A 19,868-nucleotide genomic window follows, 5' to 3' on the forward strand; every position below is an offset into this window, starting at 1 on the left:
CGCCGCGGGAAATCCCGCGGCGTCGGCGCTCGACATCCTGATTGCCAAGCGCCTGGGGAGGGCCGATGGACGGTGCGGTTCCGCTCTTCCGGATGGAAGGCATATCCAAGCGCTATGGCGGCGTGCGGGCGCTGGAGAAGGCTGAACTGTCGGTCACTCCAGGCAGCATCCACGCCATTCTCGGCGAGAACGGCGCCGGCAAATCGACGCTGATCAAGGTCATGGCGGGCGTTGTCGCGCCCGACGAGGGCCGCATGATGCTGGACGGAAACGAAGTGAGCTTCGCTTCGCCGGCCGCTGCCAACCAGGCCGGCATCGTCTGCATCTTCCAGGAACTGTCGCTCGTCCCCGAACTCAGTGTTGCCGACAACATCGTCATTTCCGATCCGCCGAAGCGTTTCGGCATGATCGACCGCAAGGCGCAGCGCCGCATCGCCGAAGAAGCCCTTGCTCGCGCCGGCGCCTCCGATATCCATCCGCTGGCGCTGGTCAAGGATCTTCCACTTTCGAGAAGGCAGATGGTCGAGATCGCCAAGGCGCTGGCGCGCAAGCCACGCATCCTGATCCTCGACGAGGCGACCTCGGCGCTGACCGCGGCTGACGTCGCCAGAGTTTTCGCCGTGTTGAAGCGGCTGCGTTCGGAAGGGCTGGCGCTCCTCTACATATCGCACCGCATGAACGAGATCGCCGAGCTGGCCGACCAGTGCACGGTATTCCGCAATGGCCGCAATGTCGCCAGCTATGCGGCCGGCACCAAGAGCGACAACGAGGTCGTCGAACTGATGATCGGGCGCGAGTACAGCCACATTTTTCCGCCCAAGCCCGCGCGGGCGGCTGCTGCAGCCACGCCGGTTCTGGAGGCGCGCAGCCTGTCCTGGACGGATCGGCTGCACGATGTCTCGCTGTCGGTCGGGGCGGGCGAGGTGGTCGGCCTCGGCGGCCTCGATGGCCAGGGCCAGCGCGAATTGCTGCTCGCCTTCTTCGGTGTGCTGCGCGGCCTGTCGGGCCGGATCCTGATCGACGGCAGGCCGGTGGCGATCGCCAGTCCGGCCGCGGCGCGTGACGACCGGATCGGCATGGCGCTGATCCCGGAGGATCGCAAGACGGAAGGGTTGATGCTGCCGATGACGGTGCGCGAAAACCTCTCCTTCGCCGCCCTCGACCGGCTGTCCAGGGCCGGCATCATCGATCGCGCCGCCGAGCAGCGGCTGATCGACGACATGGTCGGTCTTCTGGCGATCAAGACGGCCGGCCTCGACATTCCGGTCGGCGCGCTGTCCGGCGGCAACCAGCAGAAAGTCGTCATCGCCAAATGGCTGATGCGGCAGCCGCGCATCATCCTGCTCAACGATCCGACGCGCGGCATCGATGTCGGCACCAAGCAGGAGCTTTACCAGTTGATGCGCAAGCTTGCCGACCAGGGTGCGGCGATCCTGTTCTATTCGACCGACTATGACGAGCTGATCGGCTGCTGCGACCGGGTGCTGGTGCTCTATGACGGTGCGGTCAAGCGCGAATTGGTCGGCGCCGAAATCACCGAGCGGGCGCTGATCGCCAGCGCGCTCAACATTCACGAAGAGATGCCAAGGCAAGGAGCGGACGCGTGAAGGATTGGCGCTACTGGCTTGCCGAACAGCGCGGAACGCTGCTGGCGTTCGGCATCTTCGTCGTCATGTTCGTCATCTACACCTCGAACCATCCGGCGGGTTTCACCGCCAACGTCGTACAGACGGCCTCGAACAAGGGCGTGCTGCTCGCCTTCGTCGCCATGGCGCAGACGCTGGTGGTGATCACCGCCGGCATCGATCTTTCGGTCGGCATGATCTTCACGCTGACCAACTGCCTGGCGTCGTGGCTGGTCGTCGGCACCGGCATCGAGACCGCCTTCGGCGTCATCGCCGTGCTCGGCACCGGGCTGCTGTGCGGGGCAATCAACGGCGCCATCGTCATCTATGGACGCCTGCAGCCGATCGTCGCCACCATCGCCACCGGCGCGGTCTATTTCGGCATCGCGCTGCTGCTTCGGCCGTTTCCGGGCGGCTCGGTCAATGAAGGGCTCGCCGATGCGCTGACCGGGCGCCTGTTTGGTTTTGTGCCGGCGAGCCTGGTGACGCTGCTGGCGGTCGTGCTCGTTGTCTGGGTGCCGTTCAGCCGCTCGGTGCTCGGCCGGGCCGCCTATGCAGCCGGCTCCTCGGAGATGGCGGCCTACATGTCCGGCGTGCCGATCCGGCGTGGAAAGTTCGCCGCCTATGCGCTTGCCGGGCTGCTTGCAGCGATCGGCGGGCTGTTCCTGACGTTCTTCACCTATACCGGCGATGCGGCCTATGCCAGCGGCAACGCCTATACGCTGTTTTCGATTGCCGCGGTCGTGCTCGGCGGCGTGTCGCTGTTCGGCGGCAAGGGCAGCGCCATCGGCGCGATCTTCGGCGCGCTTGCCTTCCGCACCATCGGCGACCTGCTGTTCGTCTTCGATTTCGATCCGCTCTGGCAGCCCCTGTTCCAGGGCGTCATCCTGCTGATCGCGGTCAGCCTCGGCGCCTTCGCCCTGTTTCGGGTCCGCAACCGGCTGGAGTGGTTCCTGTGAGCGAAACGACTGTGAGCGGTCTCGCCGGCCGCATGCCGAAATTCCTCCGCCGCGCCGATCCGGCGGTGCTCACGGCGTTCGCCTGTATCGTGCTGCTGCTGTTCCTCGGCAGCCTCTATTCGCGCAGCTTCCTGTCGCCTGAATACCTTTTGCAGCAGCTCAAGGTGGCGTCGTTTCTCGGCGTCATCGCCACCGGCATGATGCTGGTCATCCTGCTCGGCCAGATCGACCTGTCGGTTCCCTGGTCGGTGGCGGCCGGCGCCATGATGGCCTGCGCTGCGGCCGCATACGGTCCCGTTGGCGTGGCGCTTGCCATTCCGTTCGGCATCTTCTGCGGCGTCCTGATCGGCATCGTCAACGGCATCGGCGTAGCCTATCTGCGCATTCCCTCGATGATCATCACGCTTGCCACCAACGCCGTCGCGCAGGGGCTGATGGTGGTCTATACGGGCGGTTTCTCGCCGCAGGATTCCGCGACCGGTGCGATGCGCTATGTGGCGACCGGCTTTGCCGTTCCTGGCGTGCCCAATGCGGTCCTCATCTGGGCGCTGATCGGCGCCGCAATGGTGTTCGTGCTGACCCGCACTGGCTTCGGCCGCACCGTTTACGGTATCGGCAATCGCGAGCGTGCCGCCTATCTTTCCGGCATCGATACAAGGCGGGTGGTGATGATCGCCTTTGCGGTTTCGGGCGGGCTCTCCGCCTTCGGCGGCGTGCTGTTGGCCGGCTATGCCTCCAAGGCGGCACAATCGATGGGCGATGCCTATCTGCTGCCGTCGATCGCCGCGGTGGTGCTCGGCGGCACCTCGATCCTCGGCGGGCGCGGCTCCTATCTCGGCACCGTCGCCGGCGTGATCCTGATCACGCTTTTGCAATCCATTCTCTCTGTCATGCAGATGCCGGAGGCGGGACGGCAGATCATCTACGGCGTCGTCATCGTCGCCATGCTGCTGCTCTATGGCCGCGCGCCGGCAAGCCGCTGACCTGCATGACCGGGAAAGACGTGGCATATAAGCCGGCGAGCACTGGACGAGCGACATCCGCCATCGTGGTGATGGGCGTCGCCGGCTGCGGCAAGTCGGTCGTCGGCGAAGCGCTTGCAGCGGCATCGGGCGCCGTCTTTATCGAAGGCGACAGGCTGCATCCGCCCGAAAACGTCGCGCGCATGGCGAGCGGGCAGCCGCTCACCGACGCGCTGCGCGAGGGCTGGCTCGACGCGATCGGCCAGCGCATGGCAGCATCGGTCGCAAGCGGGCAAGGTGTGGTCGCCGCCTGCTCGGCGTTGAAGCGCAGCTATCGCGATCGCCTGCGCGGCTTTTGCCCGGATATCGTTTTCGTTTACCTGGAGATCGACCCGGCAACGGCAAAAAAGCGCGTCGGCGATCGCAAGGGTCATTTCATGCCGGCAAGCCTGGTCGACAGCCAGTTCGCCACGCTCGAGCCGCCAGCGGCGGACGAGGCGGCGATAACCTTGGATGGCACGCGTCCGGTCGCCGACACCGTCGCGACCGCCTTGAGCCTGCTCGCGCGCTAGATTTGCGACGTCAGTTCGACTGGGAAATCGTCATTGTCGGCGTCGCGCATGGCCGCGAGGCTGCGGTTGTCGAGCACCTCGGCGATTGCCTGACGGACCTCCAGCATCATATGCCGGACTTGGCAGGTCGCCTCGTCGCAATCCTCGCAGCGCTGGTATTGCGTGCGGCTGGCGCAGGGGATCGGCGCCAGCGGCCCGTCGAGGACGCGCACGACATGGCCGATCTTGATCTCGGAAGCCGGCCGGGCGAGACGATAGCCGCCTTCCTTACCCTTGCGGCTCTGGACGAATCCTGCGTTGCGCAACTCGCCCAGGATGGCATCCAGAAATTTCTTGGGGATGTTGTTGGCGACCGCAATGTCGTTGACGAATGCAAGCTGGCCGACCGGCAGGCCCGACAGATGCACGAGGGCCTTGAGGCCGTATTTGCCTTTTTTGGTAAGCATGCCCGAACCGACCCATAAAGCCCCAACCACCCGCATCTGGCGGCTGTTTGTGTGCAAATAATGACGGTTTGGCCGTGCGATGCCGTTCGCGCAGACAGGCCGTCCGACGACATATTGCGCGCAAACGCGTTGATTCTTCGTAACGTTTTGGCGGGCGGGCGGTCCGGAATGTGCGGAAGCTGCAATTTCGGCGGGGCAAAATGGAGAGAAAGCCGGCAAGCGCCGGCTTTCAATCAATCCGCGAGGTTGGCGACATCAGCGGCTGCCGTAAGTCTGGTCGAGCAGGCCGCCCGCTGCAAAATGCTCGGCCTGGACCTTGGCCCAGCCGCCGAAGACGTCATCCACCGTCAGCAGGCGGACATCGGGAAACTCAGCCTTGTATCTGGCGGCGACGGCCGGGTCGCGGGCCCGCAGGCCGTTGCGGGCTGCGATGTCCTGGCCCTCCGGCGCATAGAGGAAGTCGAGATAGGTCTTGGCGAGATCGCGTGTGCCGTGCTCGTCGGCGACCGTGTCGAGGATCGCCACCGGAAATTCCGCCAACAGGCTGACCGAAGGCGTCACCTGCTCGAATTTGTCCTCGCCATACTCCTTGCGGACGCCGCGCGTTTCCGACTCGAAGGTGATCAGCACGTCGCCGATCTCCCGCTGCACGAAAGTGGTGGTCGCGGCGCGCCCGCCGCTGTCGAACACCGGCACGTTGTTGAACAGCTTTGTCACAAACTCCTTCACCTTGGCATCGTCGCCTTTGAAGGCTTCCTTGGCGTAGGCGGTGGCCGCGAGATAGGTGTAGCGCGCATTGCCCGATGTTTTCGGATTGGGGAAGATCACCTGGACGTCGTCGCGCACGAGATCGTTCCAATCCTTGATGTGCTTCGGATTACCGGCGCGCACCAGGAAGGAGGGCAGCGAATAGAAAGGCGAGGCGTTGTCCGGAAAGTCCTTCTGCCAGTCGGCGGAGATAAGGCCTTTCTTGACCAGGAAGTCGATGTCGATGACCTGGTTGAAGGTGACCACGTCGGCGCCGAGGCCTTCGGCAATGGCGCGTGCCTGCGCCGACGTCCCGGCATGCGACTGATCGATGGCGACGCCTGGGTGCGCGGCGACGAATGCCTTGTTGACCTGTGCAAACAGTTCGCGGCCGACATCGTAAGAGGCGTTCAGCAATTTGTCGGCCGACCAGGCTTGGGAGGATGCGAGGAACAGGCCGGCCAACGTGGCGACGCCAAGCAAAAATCGCTTCATGAAACAGGGCTCCAATGCCGTGCGCTTAATGCCGGACCATAGCGGCAAGACATTGTGCGCGACGAGGGACGCGGAGCGGCCGCTCCACGTTGTCGATAGAAGAAATATTCCCGCTGTGGGCGATTTCTAGTTTTTTCTTTCAAGCAGAGTCTCAGGACAGCTTGGCGGCGGTGCCGATGCCGTCGGCGTGCACGATGGTTCCCGGCCGGCCAACGCGGTGCAAGGCAATTGCATCGCCGTGCTGTCTGGCATATACAAATGGTATATACAAGGAGCTGTCGTCATGCCTCAACGCCGCCATTCAACAACCCCGCCAAAGGAGGCGAAGCTGTTTCGTAATAATCGCAGCCAGGCGGTGCGCATTCCTGTCGAGTTCGAACTTCCCGGCGAAAAGGTCTTGATCAGCCGTGAAGGCGACCGCCTCATCATCGAGCCGGTCCGCAAACCTGGCCTCACCGCACTGCTCGCGCAATGGGCGAAAGAGCCGCCGCCGGGTGCCGAGGAAGACTTTCCCGAAGTCGAGGATATGCCTGTCAAATCCGAGGAATTTTTTTGATGAGGTTCATGCTGGACACGAACATTGTCAGCGACATGATCCGAAATCCGGCCGGGAAAGCCGCAAGCGCTGTCTTGCGCGTGGGAGACGCCGCCGTGTGTACCAGCATCGTGGTCGCGTCGGAACTGCGATATGGCTGTGTCAAGAAAAGATCAGCCAAGTTGCACAAGAAGGTTGAGGAATTGCTGGCTGAGATTCCCGTCTTGCCGCTCGATGCGCCGGTGGATGCCGAGTACGGCGCGATTCGCGCAGAACTGGAAGGCAGGGGCCAGACCATCGGCCAAAACGACCTTTTTATTGCTGCCCACGCCCGTGCGCTGGGAACTACCCTGGTGACGGCCAACACCGGGGAGTTCAACCGGATCAAAGGCCTGAAGGTCGAGAACTGGCTGGTTAGCGCCTGATAGAGGATCAAGCAGCCGGAAAAAGCTTCCAGCGCCGCGGCCTAAAAGCCACTCGACTTTTCTGCGCTGCCGGATGATCGACGGGCAATTCGATCTCGACCCGCTGGCGTTCGCCGCCGATTTCGAGCTCGACCCGCCTGGTGCCGGCGACGCGGCGGCTGGCGGCGACCGTGCCGGCGATGCAGCCGTTGCATTCTTCCACCAGATCGACGTCGTGCGGGCGGAAGAACAGCGTCGCTTCGCCTTGCGGTGCGTGCGGTGCGGAAAGCCCGATCGGCCGGTCGGCGATCCAGACCTGGCCGTCCTCGACCTTGACTGGAAGCGAGCTCGATTCGCCGATGAAACCGTAGACGAAGGGCGAGTTCGGCGTGTCGTAGATCTCGTCGGCGGTGCCGACCTGCTCGATGCGGCCCTGGCTCATCACCACGACGCGGTCGGCAAGCTCCAGCGCCTCTTCCTGGTCATGGGTGACGAAGACGGTGGTATGACCCGTGGTGTCGTGGATGTCGCGCAGCCAGCGGCGCAACTCGCGGCGCACCTGCGCGTCGAGCGCGCCGAACGGCTCGTCGAGCAAAAGCACGGCTGGTTCGATCGCCATGGCGCGGGCCAGCGCCACCCGCTGGCGCTGGCCGCCCGAAAGTTGCGCCGGATAGCGTTTTTCTAGGCCGGAAAGCTGAACGAGGTTGAGGAGTTCCGAGGCGCGGCGGCGGATTTCCTTCGCCGACGGGCGTGACGGCCCGTGCCGGACTTTGAGTCCGAAGCCGATATTGTCGGCGACCGTCATATGGCGAAACAGCGCGTAGTGCTGGAAGACGAAGCCGACATTGCGCTCCTGGATCGACTTTTGCGAGGCATCCTCTTCGCCGAAGAAGATCTTTCCGCGGGTCGGCCGCTCCAACCCGGCAATCAGCCTGAGCAGCGTCGTCTTGCCGGAACCGGAAGGTCCCAGCAGAGCGATCAGTTCTCCCGACTTGATGTCGAGCGAAACGTCGTGGAGGGCCGGAAACCGCTCAAACTCCTTGCGCACGTTGGCAACGCGAACTTCCATGCAAATCCCTTTTGTAGTTGATGCATGTCGTTATCCCAAAACCGGTTCCCAGTTTTGGGCGACATGCATTTTGTCAGTGTCCGCGCGTCGCGGCGATCTCGGCGCCGTAGCGCATCTCGAGAAGTGTTTTCAAGACCAGCGTGACGAGCGCCAGGCCGGCAAGCAGCGAAGCGACGGCAAAGGCGGCGGCGGCATTGTACTCGTTATAAAGGATTTCGACATGCAGTGGCATGGTGTTGGTCAGCCCGCGTATGTGGCCCGACACAACCGAGACCGCGCCGAACTCGCCCATCGCGCGGGCATTGCACAGCAGCACGCCGTAGAGCAATCCCCATTTGACGTTGGGCAACGTCACATACCAGAACGCCTGCCAGCCATTGGCCCCGAGCGACAGGGCTGCCTCCTCGTCGCCGTTACCTTGTTCCTGCATCAGCGGGATCAATTCGCGGGCGACGAAGGGGAAGGTGACGAAGATCGTGGCAAGCACGATGCCCGGCACGGCAAACAGGATGACGATGCCATGCGCCTTGAGCCAGGCGCCGAGCAGGCCTTGCGCGCCGAACAGAAGTACATAGACCAGGCCGGAAATGACCGGGGAGACCGAAAACGGCAGGTCGATCAGCGTGGTCAGGAACGCCTTGCCCTTGAACTCGAACTTGGCGATCGCCCAGGCGGCGGAAATACCGAAGACGACGTTGAGCGGCACCGAGATCGCCGCCACCAGAAGCGTCAGGCGGATCGCCGAGCGCGTGTCCGGTTCGCCCAGCGCCTGTGTGTAGGCCTCGATGCCTTTGGCGAAAGCTTCCTTGAAGACGATGATCAGCGGCAGGAGCAGGAAAATGCCGAGGAAGGCAAAGGTCACGATCATCAGCACGGTTCTCGCCGTGCGACTTTCGGTCACTGCCGGCGACTGGCTCTCGTGGTGCGGCGCGTAGGATTTGATCTCCGGGTCAGCCATAGCGCTTGCGGCTCCAGGTCTGCACCAGGTTGATGACCAGCAGCATCACGAAGGACAGCGCCAGCATGATCGCCGCGATCGCGGTCGCCGCGGCGTAGTTATATTCCTCCAGCCGGATGACGATCAGAAGCGGCGCGATCTCGGATTTGAAGGGCAGGTTGCCGGCGATGAAGATGACGGAACCGTACTCGCCGACGCCGCGTGCGAAGGCCAGCGCGAAACCGGTGACGATAGCAGGCGCCAGTCCGGGTAGCAGAACGCGGCTGATGATCTGGAAGCGATTGGCGCCGAGCGTGGCGGCCACTTCCTCTACCTCCTTGTCGATCTCCTCCATGATCGGCTGCACGGTGCGCACGACGAAAGGCAGGCCGATGAAGACCAGCGCGATGACGATGCCGAGCGGCGTATACGCGACCTTGATGCCGAGCGGCGTCAGCAGGCTTCCGATCCAGCCGTTCGGTGCGTAAAGCGTGGTCAGCGCGATGCCGGCAACCGCCGTCGGCAGCGCGAAGGGCAGGTCGACCATGGCATCGACGATGCGGCGGCCTGGAAAGCTGTAGCGCACCAGCACCCAGGCGACGATCGTGCCGAAGACGACGTTGACGGCGGCGGCAATGAAAGCGGTGCCGAAGCTGATTTCAAGCGCGTTGATGGTGCGGCGGTCGGTGACGATCGCCCAGAAGTCGGTCCAGCCGAGCGCCGCCGAGCGCCAGATCAGCCCGGACAGCGGAATGAGGATGATGAGGGTGAGGTAGGCAAGCGAGAAGCCGAGCGTCAATCCGAAACCCGGAATGACGCTCGGCTGTCTGAACCGCCACCCCGCCTTGGCGGGTGCTGTGGTCATGTCGTCCTGATCTAAATGCTACTGGGCCGGCTTGTAGATCTGGTCGAATATACCACCATCGCCGAAATGATAAGGCTGTGCCTTCTTCCAGCCGCCAAAAAGCGGGTCGTCGATGGTGATCAGCTTGATCTCAGGCAGCTTGGCCAGGTCCTCCGCCGGTACCAGGTCCGGCTTCGAAGGGCGATAATGGTTCTTGGCGATGATCGTCTGGCCTTCCTTGGAATAGAGATAGCTCAGATAGGCTTCGGCAACTTTGCGCGTGCCTTTGGCGTCGACATTGGCGTCGACCACGGCGACCGGCGGCTCGGCCAGGATCGAGGTCGGCGGGTAGACGATATCGAAATTGTCGGCGCCGAACTCGTCGAGCGCCAGATAGGCCTCGTTTTCCCAGGCGAGCAGCACGTCGCCCAGCCCTTTTTGCGCGAAGGTCACGGTGGCGCCGCGCGCACCGGTGTCGAGAACCGGGACATGCGCATAGAGATTGCCGACGAATTCCTTGGTCTTGGCCTCGTCGCCGCCATCCTTGGCGCTGGCGTAGGCCCAGGCGGCGAGATAGTTCCAGCGCGCGCCACCGGAGGTCTTCGGATTGGGTGTGATCACCTGGACATCGTCCTTGACCAGATCGCTCCAGTCATGGATGCCTTTGGGGTTTCCCTTGCGGACGAGAAAGATGATGGTCGAGGTGTAGGGCGCGGAATTGTTTTCGAATTTCGTCCGCCAGTCGGGATTGATCCTCTTCGATTTCGAGACAATCGCGTTAATGTCGCCTTCGAGCGCCAGCGTCACCACGTCGGCGTCGAGCCCGTCGATCACGGCGCGGGCCTGGGCACCCGACCCGCCATGCGACTGCTGGACGGTGACCGTCTCGCCTGTCTCGGCCTTCCAGTGGGCAATGAAGGCCTCGTCGAATTGCTTGTAGAGCTCACGCGTCGGATCATAGGACACGTTGAGAATGGTGGTGTCGGCAAACGCGAAACCGAGCGTGCCGAACTGGACAGATGTGGCGACCAGTGCGCCGAGCAGTTTCCTGAAATGAGGTTTGGTCATTTCCGCCTCCGTTGAACTCGCGCCAAATCTACCGAATTGATAGAATTTAGATGCATTCAATGTTGCCTTTTTTGGCTCATTGAAGCAATTTTTCGCCTAGTTTCGGCGATGCGAGGAACTATTTTCCCCGCATGGACCGACCGCGCTCCCGACGCGATTAACTAGAGACGGCCAGCTCTTCGGCAATGGCTGCGTCGCGTCCGAAGGTTCGGCTGGCTATTCGGCGGTAACGGGAAAGTTGAAGCGCTCCCTTGGAAACGGCTCGTTCTCCAGCGTGAAGTGCCACCATTCGCGCGCGTAATTCTTGAAGCCGCCGGCGCGCATCGCCTCGACAAGTTTTTTGCGGTTTGCCGCCGCTCCACTGGCTATCGGTCGGTGAGCCGTTTCGCTCGCCGGATCGAAACAGTCGAAACCCGTGCCGAAATCGAGCGTGTCGGCATCGGTCGCGCCGCAGGCCGGTTTCGGAGCGCTCTTGCGATCGGCTGGCGCGATCGCGACATCGACCGTCGATCCGCGCGAATGGGTGGACAGTTCGCCGATATAGCCCTTGGCGATGAGATCCTTGCGCTTGATCTTCGGGTACCATTGCGGGTCCGGTGGCCCGCCCGTTTTTGTCCATTCACCCATGTCGGTGACAGCCCGTGCAGGGCGGTAGCAGTCGAACACGACCAGCGTCAGCCTTTCGGCAGCAATCACTTTCTGCACTCCCGAAAGCGCTTGCGCCGCTTGCCTAGTGAGGACGCATACCGGCGCATCGTAACCGCTTACCTTGCGATGCAGGAAATTTTCGAGGCCGGCATAGCGGATATCCTGCCGGATCGTCGGGTCGATGTCCGCAAGGCGGACGAAACCGGCCGGGAGGTCAGCGGCGGAGGCGGAGAGGATGATTGCGAACAACGTGGCAAGGACCGCGGCAATCTTTTGCAGGGCGCGCTTCGGCACACCCCCCTCTGGCCTGCCGGCCATCTCCCCCGCAAGGGGAGAGATTGGCAGCTCCGCCACCTCGCTTGCTCTCCAACCTTGGTGATTGGCGAAAACGATGGAGACATCCGATCTCCCCCCTTGCGGGGGAGATGGCCGGCAGGCCAGAGGGGGGTGCCTCGGAACAGGCATGGGTGAATATCCTGCTATCCGCCGACCTATGGAAAACCAATTCAGTTAATCGCTTGGCGCCGTCTATTCAACAAAAACCTTCACGCTGGCCGCGCGTCCCGCCGCGTCGATCACGGTCAGGGTCGAATAGCCGGCGCCGTCCGGCTGCCAGGTCGCGGTGCGCCGCCGGTCGATGCCGACCAGCGGCTTGCCGTTGGCCAACCAGCGGAATGGTGCGCGGCCGCCTTGCAGCTTGAGAACCAGCGGCGAGGCGTCGGCCGAGGAAGTGTCGAGATCGACGCGGGCACCGTCGGGCGGAAAGATGATGGTTGGCGCAGGTTCGGTCGGCGTCGCCTGCACCAGCCCATCGGTGCCGACGCCGAAGCGCGTCAGCGTCACCGGCAGCTCCTCGCGCTTCGGACGCCGGACGCCGGACGGCTGGCTTGGCAGCGGCACGGCGGCCAGGCCGGAACGGACAAAGCCTTCGAACAGGATGGGCGCTGCCGAGATGTAGCCGGACAGGCCGGGCACCGCGCCGGCGTCGGGGCGGCCGACCCACACGCCGAGCACATAGCGGCCGTCGAAGCCGACCGACCAGGCGTCGCGATAGCCGTAGGAGGTGCCGGTCTTGTAAGCGATGCCGCGTTGGGCGGCACCCTGGGGCGGCTTGACGCCCGACAGGATGTCGGTGATCTGCCAGGTCGCCTGATCATCGAGGATGGTGGTGGTTGAGCGTTCGGCATTCGCCGGCTCGGTGCCGTCATGCAGCGTGTGTGCCTTGCCGCCATTGGCAAGCCCGGTATAGAGCTGAACCAGGTCGCGCAGCGTCACCCCGACGCCGCCGAGGCCGATCGCCAGGCCGGGCGCTTCGTTGACGGGTAGGATAGGGGTCACATCGGCCTGGCGAAAGCGCGCCATCAGCCGAGCCGGGCCGACCGCGTCGAGCACGCGGATCGCCGGCACGTTGAGCGACAATTGCAGCGCCTGCCTGATGCTGACATCGCCCTGATAGCCCATGTCGAAGTTCTTCGGCCGGTAACCGGAGAAATCGGCTGGGCTGTCCTCGATCAGCGTCTCCTGCGCCACCAGGCCTTGTTCGAAGGCGAGGCCGTAGATGAACGGCTTCAGCGTCGAGCCAGGCGAGCGAACGACTTTGGTCATGTCGATCCAGCCCGAACGGCTGGCATCGAAGAAATCGGCGGAGCCGACCTCGCCAAGGATATCGCCGGTGCGGGAATCGGCCAGCACCATGGCCACCGAGAGGCGAGGGCCGAGCCTGGCGGCGGCATCCTTGGCCACCTGCTCCAGCCCTTCCTGGACACTCTTGCGGATCGTCAGTTGCAGCTTCTGGCCGGGGATTGCCTTGGGCAGCATCGCATAGGCCGCATGGGCAGCGAGTGCCGGCAAGGTGCGCCGCAGCCCCGACACATCGTCGAGCGCGGCTCGCGCGGCCTCGCGTTCGCCGAGCAGGCCCGCCGAGACCATGCGGGTCAGCACGCGGTCGCGGGCCGCATGGGCGACGTCGAGGTTGCGGTCGGGGCGCCGCTTTTCCGGCAATTGCGGCAACGCGACGAGCAGGGCCGCCTCCGAGACCGTCAGCCGCTTCGGCTCCTTGCCGAAATAGGCGAGCGAAGCGGCGCGCACACCTTCGAGATTGCCGCCATAGGGCGCCAGCGTCAGATAGCGTTCCAGGATCTCGCGCTTGGAAAGCCGCCGTTCGATCTGGACGGCGCGCAGCATCTGCTTGATCTTCGAGCCGAGGCTGCGGCTGTCGCGCGGTTCGATCAGCCGCGCGAGCTGCATCGACAGCGTCGAACCACCGGAGACGATATGGCCGCTGGTCGCGAACTGGCCGGCGGCACGCGCCAGTGCCAGCACGTCGACGCCTTGATGATCCCAGAAGCGCTTGTCCTCATAGGTGACCAGCATGTCTACGAACTGCTTGTCGACCTGGTCCAGGCTGGTAGCGAGCCGCCAGTAGCCGTCCGGCGTGGCGAAGGCGCGCAACAGCTGGCCGTCACGGTCCTGCACTTCGGTCGAGACCGTCAGCGCAATCGGCAGCGGCGGCGGAAAAGCGCGGTCGAGCTGCCAGAGGGCGGCGGCGGTGATTGCAGCGAGACCGGCGAAGGAGATGCTTGCGATGGCGGTGCGGTGAAGGAGCTTTCTTGAGAACATGGCGCTGCCCCTCATTGCCCTGCCGGGCATTTCTCCCCGTATAGTGACGGGGAGAAAGGAGCCTGCATCGAGGCTTTCGCCAGTTTCCAACGTTGAAAAACAGGTGCCGACGATCGCGACAGTCCCCTTCTCCCCGTCACTGTACGGGGAGAAGGTGCCGGCAGGCGGATGAGGGGCAGCACCAGCGTTCTGTTCATGATCGTCACCAACGGTGCCTTTACGGCGCCTTGACCTCCATCATGCCGGTGGCGGTGCGGGCCGAATATTGCGGCCGGTACATGTCCTCGATCGTTGCTGCCGGGTGGGCGTAGGTGCCCGGCGTCACCGCGCGCACGACGTAGGCGAGCGTGATATTGCGGTCGCCGTCGCCGTCGTTCGGATTGAATGCCGCAACGAAACGGTCGTCGCGGAATTCGAGATGGGCGGCATCGGTCTGCGCCAGCCAGGAGAAGTTCGTCAATTGGGCGCTGGAAACCAGGCCCGGATTGTCGATCTCGAAGCCGGCCGGCAACAGGTCGGTGATCAGCAGGCGCGAAGGCCAGGTGTTCTGCTCGTAAACCTTGAGCACGACGACATAGCGTTCGTTCTGCTTGACCTCCGTCACGTTGGCCTCTGTGCCGTCGAGCCTGTAGTAGGTACGGCTGATGGTAAAGCCATTGCCGCCGGCCGGCAGAGGCTGGATCGGCGAGGCCACGGTGGTGACGACCGCCTGCAGCGGATTTCTGCCGGTATTAACGATGGTCAGCGGACTGTCGGCCAGGTCGCTGCCGGCGATCTGGTCCGAATAACCGCCGGCGTGCGGTGCGCCGTTGACGGTCAGCGCGATCGAATCATTGCCGGCCTTCAGCGCGCGGGCCGCCAGCAGCATCCAGGACTCGTCCTGCGTGCTGGTCCACCTGGCGTCGGCGCGTTCCCTGGTCACCAGTTGGATCAGCGCCGGCACGATGGTCGGCACCGGCTTGCTTTCCGCGGCAAGCGCCAGGATCGCCGCGCCGTCACGCAGTGGCGAGCCATAGTCGGACCGGTAATAGTCATACTCGGGCGTCGACTTGGCCAGCTGCAGCGCGGCCTGGAAGGTTGCCTCCGAGCGCTGGGTGTCATCGTAGAGCGCGAGAGACGCCGCCAATTGGGCAACGGCCATCGGGCTGGTAAAGGCTTCGAGCTGGGTGTCGGCATAATAACGCAGATCGCCGACCGAGGCCTTCTTGTTGCGGGCAAGCACATAAAGCGCATAGGCGATCTCGCTGCCGCGATCCTGGACGTCCTGATCGTAGCCGATCGCGTTCTGCAGATTGCTCAGCGCCTGGTTCATCGCCAGAGCCGGCACGTCGTATTTCTGCTCGCGTGCTCGGGTCAGGAAATCGGTGACATAGGCGTCGAGCCACAGATCGCCGGAACCCGGACCCCACAGGCCGAAGCTGCCGGCCGAGGCCTGGTAGCTCAGCACCTTGTAGATGGCGTCCTGGACGCGGCCATGCAGATCGGGGTCGCTGGCCATGCCGATGCCGGAAGCCATCTCGTTGACGTAGAGAAGCGGCATGGCGCGGCTGGTGGTCTGTTCGGCGCAACCATAGGGATAGCGGTCGAGCGTCATCAGCAGCGACGGCACATCGAAGGCAGCCGCCTGCGAAACCCCGACGCTGACCGAAGCGCCATCGAGCAGGCTTGCCGCCAGCAGTTCCTTGTCGACGCGCAGCGCGCCGCCATTGCCCTTGAGGTCGACGACCATGCGGGTGGTCACCGGCAGTTGCGCCGGGCGCACCGGCACATAGAGCGTCTGCTCGACGGCGGTGCCGTCGGCATGCGCAAGCTTGATGGTGATCGAGGCGTTGCCCGCAGTCTGCGCAATCAATGGTACGGTCAGTGTCTGCCGCTTGCCTTTGGCCAGCGTCAGCTTTTCAGGCAAGGCGGCACTGCCGGTAGACAGGTCGCCCGTCGTGTCGATGGTCAGCTTGTAGTCGCCAGCGGGGCCGTCGGTGTCGGAGACGTCGAGCCGCATGACGGCGGAATCGCCGGGCGCCAGGAAGCGCGGCAGGCCGGCGGTGATCACCACCGGATCGCGCACGATGACGTCGGACTGGGCATGGCCGACGGCCTCCTTGGTCCAGGCGACGGCCATGACGCGCACGGTGCCGTTGAACTGCGGAATGTCGAAGTCGATCCGCGCCTTGCCGTCGGCATCGAGCTGGACCGGGCCGGAGAAGAAGGCGACCAGCTTTTCGGTCGGCGGACTGCCTTGCGATTGCATGTTGGCGCCATCGCCGCCGGTGCGCAGCTTACCGGTTGTGCCCAGCGAGCCGTCGATCAGCCGGCCATAGATGTCGCGAACCTCGAGACCGAGCATGCGCTGGCCGAAGAACCAGTTCTCCGGATCCGGCACCTTGTAGTTGGTCAGGTTGAGGATGCCGACGTCGACGGCCGCGATCATGACATAGGCGTTGGTGCCGGGCTGCACGCCGGCAACGGCGACCGGGATCGACAGCTGCTGGCGCGGCATGGTCTTGTCCGGCGGCGCCAGGCTGACGGCAAGCTTGCGCGAGCCGGGATCGAGCTTCAGCCATTTGACGCCGATGGCGCGCGCCGGCATGCGTGTCTCTTGCGCATCGCCCGGCCTGAACAGCGTTGCCGTGACGTAGGCGCCGGCACCCCAGTCGTCGCCGACCGGGATATCGACGGTGCTGCCGCCGGCCGGCACGCTGGCGGTGACGGTCTTCAGGAGCTTGTCGGCGCCGATGGTGACGAGCAGCTCGCCGGCAAAGTGCGGCGACACTTTGAGCTTGGCCACTTCACCCGCCGCATAGGTATCCTTGTCGAGGGCGATCTCGAGGCCGTCGGGCGTTTCGGTGGTGGTGGAACTGACATACCAGCCGGCGTCGAACTCGTAACTGGTGGCCGGGCCTTCCGGATCCGCTGTCTCGATCTCGAGCCGGTAGCGGCCCCAGTCGACCGGCAGCGACACCGTCGCCTCGCCATCGGTGCTCAGGTCGACCTGGCCGTTGGCCACCGCCTTGGTGAAGGTGACCGGCTCATAGTTCCAGGAGTTGCTCGAGCGGTACCACTGGTAGCTACGCTCCACCTTGACCAGCGACCACTGCGCGCCCTTCAGCGCCTCACGCTTGCCGTCTGGGTCGACAGCGATCAGGCTGAACTTGGCCGTGCCGCCTTGCGGCACCTCGTCGTCGTCGAAATCCGGGCGGATGCCGATCATGTGGCCCTGCGGGCGTATGCCGATGTTCAGCGAGCGCTCGATCGCACGGCCGCCGGTTTCACGCATCCTGACCGTGACCTTTGCATCGACCAGCTTGGTGGTGGATGGCAATTGATCGACGGAAACCGGGAAGGTCGCCTTGCCGTCCTCGCCGACCACCGGCAGGCCGGTGAAGGGCGTCACCGTCGGTTCGGCCGACTGTTCGTCGGCCAGACCGAAGGAATAGCCCTTGAAGCGGTCCCAGTCGCGGCCGGTCGACAGCGTCAATTCGCCTTCGAGCGCGAGGCCCGCCGCCGGCGCGCCGTAGAGAAAGCGGCCGTCGACGGTGATGTTGGCGGTCTCGCCCTGGGCGATCTCCTGCTTGTCGGAGGACAGGTCGAACTCGATGCGATCCGGTACGAAGTCCTCGACCAGGAACATCTGGCTGGCGACTGCCGCCTGCTTGGGATCGGTATGGATCGCCACCGTCCAGGTGCCGCGCATGGCGTTGGGTTCCAGCGGCAGGTCGACCGCGTGACCGCCGGCCGATGCGCCATCGCTGACGATGCGGCGGTCCTCGACGCCGTCGGGCCGCGAGAAGATGAAGGTCAGCGGCAGATTCTCGACCGCCTTGGCGGCACTGTCGCGGGCAAGGGCCGCGACATGGACATCTTCGCCGGCGCGGTAGATGCCGCGCTCGGTCCAGGCATAGACGTCGAGCGCGCCAGGTGCCGGCCGTCCGGCGACGCCACGGTCGGACAGGTCGAAGCCGGCCCGGCCCATATCGAGGAAGACGAAATCGTCGTCGCCCTGTTTGGCCATCAGCACGGCCGGGGCCATGCCGCTGTCGCCGCGCGTCAGGCCGGGATTGAACACCGCCCGCCCTTCCGCGTCGGTGGTCGCGGTGCCGAGGATTTCATTGTTTCTGGCCAGCAGCGTCAGCTCGGCGCCGGCGATCGGTCTGGCGGTTGCGAGCGAACGGGCAAAGACATTCAGCCCATCCTGTCCGGTATAGGTCGACAGGCCGATATCGGAGACGACGAACCATTGCGTGGCGTGCGAATCATAGTCGTCGCTGCGATCGTCGACGGCTTGTGCGGTCAGCACATAGACGCCGGGCTTGCGCTTCGGCAACGCCTCGTCGATGGGGAAGGAGGTGGTGACTTCCTTGTTGAGGTCGTTGGCGATGTCGAGCTGGCCTTGCCAGACCGGCTCGCCCATCTGTTCGGAGATGTTCGAAATATCGTAGCCGTCGAGTTGGCGCAGGAACTGATATCCCGACAGAAGCTGGGCCAGCGAGCGGTCGCCGATGCGGAAGAGCTTCATTTCGGCGGCATTCATGTTGACGGTGACGACCGGTATGCCGCGGCGTGCGCCGGCGGGCAGCACGAAGCTGTCGCCGGTGAAGCGGGCCGAAGGCGCGCGGTCCTGCACGTAGATCGACAGAACCACCGGTGCCGCGGTGACCTCGCCAATGGCGGCCGGCAGACCGGCGCGGAAGGTCACGTCATAATGTTGGCCGTGCTCGAGCCCTTCGACGCAGATCTGCTTGTCCTTGGCGTCGACGCCCTTGGGAGCGGCGTTGTCGACGGTAACGAACTGCGAGTAATCGACGCCGGTCTTGACCAGTTCCTCGGAGAACTGCGCGCAGATGCGTGGCGCGCTGGTGTCGGCATCGACGGTATGATCGATGACGCGGAACCCCTTGCGGGCCTTGAGATCCTGGTAGGCGGCCCTGACTCCCGGCGAATTGACGAGAGCGAGACTCGCCTCGTAGGCCTGCAGGGCCGGCCTGTAGAGATCGCGGCGATCAAGGCCGTCCCCGAGCAGGGCCAGCACGTCGGCGCGCGTCTTTGTGGTGCGCAGCAATTTGTAGGCGTTGAAGGCGGCGGAAGTGGCGTTCGCCGGCAGCGTCGACGGCTCCGAACTGTTGGCGGTCGGATGGACGGCAAGCGTTTCGCGCGCCAGCTCGAGCCAGAGCTGGCCATCATCAGGCAACACCGAAACCGCCGCCTCGTATTTGTTCATGGCCGAGCGATGATCGCCCGTCAGCGCCGACTGTTCGGCGGCGGCCCTCAGCGCCGTCAGCCCCTCGGTCGGCTTGACGTAGGTCGGGCTAGTGAGCTTGTTGCGGTACTGCTGGGCCTGGTCGGCCATCCAGTTGGGGAAGAAGGCGAGTTCGGGTGGCGCGCCGATGTCGGGATCGCCATCGATGTTGACGACCTTGCCGGCGACGGCGCCGCCGAAGGGTTTCAACGAATTGTAATCGGATTTAAGGAAGCACCATTTGGCCTTGAGGTTGTAGGTGAAGGCGCGGCAGGCCGGGTCGCCGAGGCAGGTGGTCTTGCACTGGTCGAGGCTGACATTCTGGTCGGATCTGAGATCGAAACCGAAATAATCGGAATTGTCCGATGTCACCACCCGCCGGGCTTCGGCCGCTTGCGCGACACCGCTCCAGGCAAAAAAGAGAAGGAAAAGAATCGATAGACCACGAGCCGCGCGCATTGCCATAAACCCCTCCAGACAAGTGCTTACGTCCAGAAATGTTCAAGCTTCAGTCGCGCTTGTCAACATCAGGACGCGGCAGGATCCGCCTGCCAACGGTTTGCTTTCCGGCCGATGACCGGTAGTAGCTCCATAGGACAGGGGATCACGCTTTCTTGCGGCGACGCAGAAGGTGTGAGTTCCAAGCCCTGTCTATTTCAGCAATTGGATTGTGGCCCCTTTACGAGTGCTTCAGAACTTCATTCC

At 64.1% G+C, this 19,868-nt stretch carries 15 protein-coding genes; 6 read left to right on the forward strand and 9 right to left on the reverse strand.

The genetic code is table 11. The features are described 5' to 3' along the window. Positions 1-65 precede the first annotated feature (65 nt). The 4 genes from NKG60_RS00475 to NKG60_RS00490 are packed head-to-tail and all read left to right on the forward strand — an operon-like array spanning position 66 to position 4,118. Positions 66-1,607, forward strand: a complete 1,542-nt coding sequence (locus tag NKG60_RS00475) for a sugar ABC transporter ATP-binding protein (RefSeq protein ID WP_352973803.1) — start codon at positions 66-68, stop codon at positions 1,605-1,607. Then, positions 1,604-2,584, forward strand: a complete 981-nt coding sequence (locus NKG60_RS00480) for an ABC transporter permease (RefSeq protein ID WP_352564358.1) — start codon at positions 1,604-1,606, stop codon at positions 2,582-2,584. The genes NKG60_RS00475 and NKG60_RS00480 overlap by 4 nt, the downstream gene beginning before the upstream one ends. Beyond that, positions 2,581-3,567 carry an ABC transporter permease gene (locus NKG60_RS00485; RefSeq protein ID WP_352564360.1) on the forward strand — a complete coding sequence of 329 codons (987 nt, stop codon included), beginning with the start codon at positions 2,581-2,583 and terminating at the stop codon, positions 3,565-3,567. The genes NKG60_RS00480 and NKG60_RS00485 overlap by 4 nt, the downstream gene beginning before the upstream one ends. Before the next feature lie 5 nt (positions 3,568-3,572). Further along, a complete protein-coding gene (locus tag NKG60_RS00490) occupies positions 3,573-4,118 on the forward strand; it encodes a gluconokinase (RefSeq protein ID WP_352564362.1) in 546 nt (181 codons plus the stop codon). Here the strand turns inward: NKG60_RS00490 and NKG60_RS00495 are convergent. Then, positions 4,115-4,564, reverse strand: a complete 450-nt coding sequence (locus NKG60_RS00495; protein WP_006202816.1) for an RrF2 family transcriptional regulator — start codon at positions 4,562-4,564, stop codon at positions 4,115-4,117. The two genes, NKG60_RS00490 and NKG60_RS00495, sit on opposite strands and share 4 nt — an antisense overlap. A 255-nt stretch (positions 4,565-4,819) precedes the next feature. Further along, complete coding sequence (locus NKG60_RS00500; protein ID WP_352973807.1) at positions 4,820-5,806, reverse strand: sulfate ABC transporter substrate-binding protein; 987 nt, start codon at positions 5,804-5,806, stop codon at positions 4,820-4,822. A gap of 283 nt (positions 5,807-6,089) precedes the next feature. Between NKG60_RS00500 and NKG60_RS00505 the strand changes: the two genes are divergently transcribed. Together NKG60_RS00505 and NKG60_RS00510 are read left to right on the forward strand one after the other, a co-directional pair. Next, on the forward strand, positions 6,090-6,362 hold the full coding sequence (locus NKG60_RS00505) for an antitoxin (protein ID WP_352564364.1): 273 nt from the start codon (positions 6,090-6,092) through the stop codon (positions 6,360-6,362). Beyond that, complete coding sequence (locus tag NKG60_RS00510; RefSeq protein ID WP_502899242.1) at positions 6,362-6,766, forward strand: type II toxin-antitoxin system VapC family toxin; 405 nt, start codon at positions 6,362-6,364, stop codon at positions 6,764-6,766. Before NKG60_RS00505 ends, NKG60_RS00510 begins: the two co-directional genes overlap by 1 nt. A 7-nt stretch (positions 6,767-6,773) precedes the next feature. Here the strand turns inward: NKG60_RS00510 and NKG60_RS00515 are convergent, their stop codons facing one another. The 7 genes from NKG60_RS00515 to NKG60_RS00545 form a co-directional block, all read right to left on the reverse strand. Next, entirely contained in the window at positions 6,774-7,814 is a 1,041-nt protein-coding gene (locus NKG60_RS00515; protein WP_352564367.1) for a sulfate/molybdate ABC transporter ATP-binding protein, read from the reverse strand. Between the two features lie 73 nt (positions 7,815-7,887). Then, positions 7,888-8,772, reverse strand: coding sequence for a sulfate ABC transporter permease subunit CysW (gene cysW, locus NKG60_RS00520; RefSeq protein ID WP_292658912.1), 885 nt, complete (start codon positions 8,770-8,772; stop codon positions 7,888-7,890). Continuing rightward, positions 8,765-9,616 (reverse strand): sulfate ABC transporter permease subunit CysT, encoded by an 852-nt coding sequence (gene cysT / locus NKG60_RS00525; RefSeq protein WP_352665961.1) that lies wholly within the window; start codon positions 9,614-9,616, stop codon positions 8,765-8,767. Before cysT ends, cysW begins: the two co-directional genes overlap by 8 nt. 18 nt (positions 9,617-9,634) lie before the next feature. After that, a complete protein-coding gene (locus tag NKG60_RS00530) occupies positions 9,635-10,663 on the reverse strand; it encodes a sulfate ABC transporter substrate-binding protein (protein WP_352491075.1) in 1,029 nt (342 codons plus the stop codon). A gap of 216 nt (positions 10,664-10,879) precedes the next feature. Beyond that, positions 10,880-11,665, reverse strand: coding sequence for a M15 family metallopeptidase (locus tag NKG60_RS00535; protein WP_352564369.1), 786 nt, complete (start codon positions 11,663-11,665; stop codon positions 10,880-10,882). Positions 11,666-11,839: 174 nt separating this feature from the next. After that, positions 11,840-13,930 (reverse strand): penicillin-binding protein 1C, encoded by a 2,091-nt coding sequence (pbpC, locus tag NKG60_RS00540; RefSeq protein ID WP_352564371.1) that lies wholly within the window; start codon positions 13,928-13,930, stop codon positions 11,840-11,842. A gap of 217 nt (positions 13,931-14,147) precedes the next feature. Next, positions 14,148-19,628, reverse strand: coding sequence for an alpha-2-macroglobulin family protein (locus NKG60_RS00545; protein WP_352564373.1), 5,481 nt, complete (start codon positions 19,626-19,628; stop codon positions 14,148-14,150). Between the last annotated feature and the right edge of the window lie 240 nt (positions 19,629-19,868).

This window comes from Mesorhizobium sp. M1428 (assembly GCF_040317515.1).
GTDB lineage: Bacteria > Pseudomonadota > Alphaproteobacteria > Rhizobiales > Rhizobiaceae > Mesorhizobium.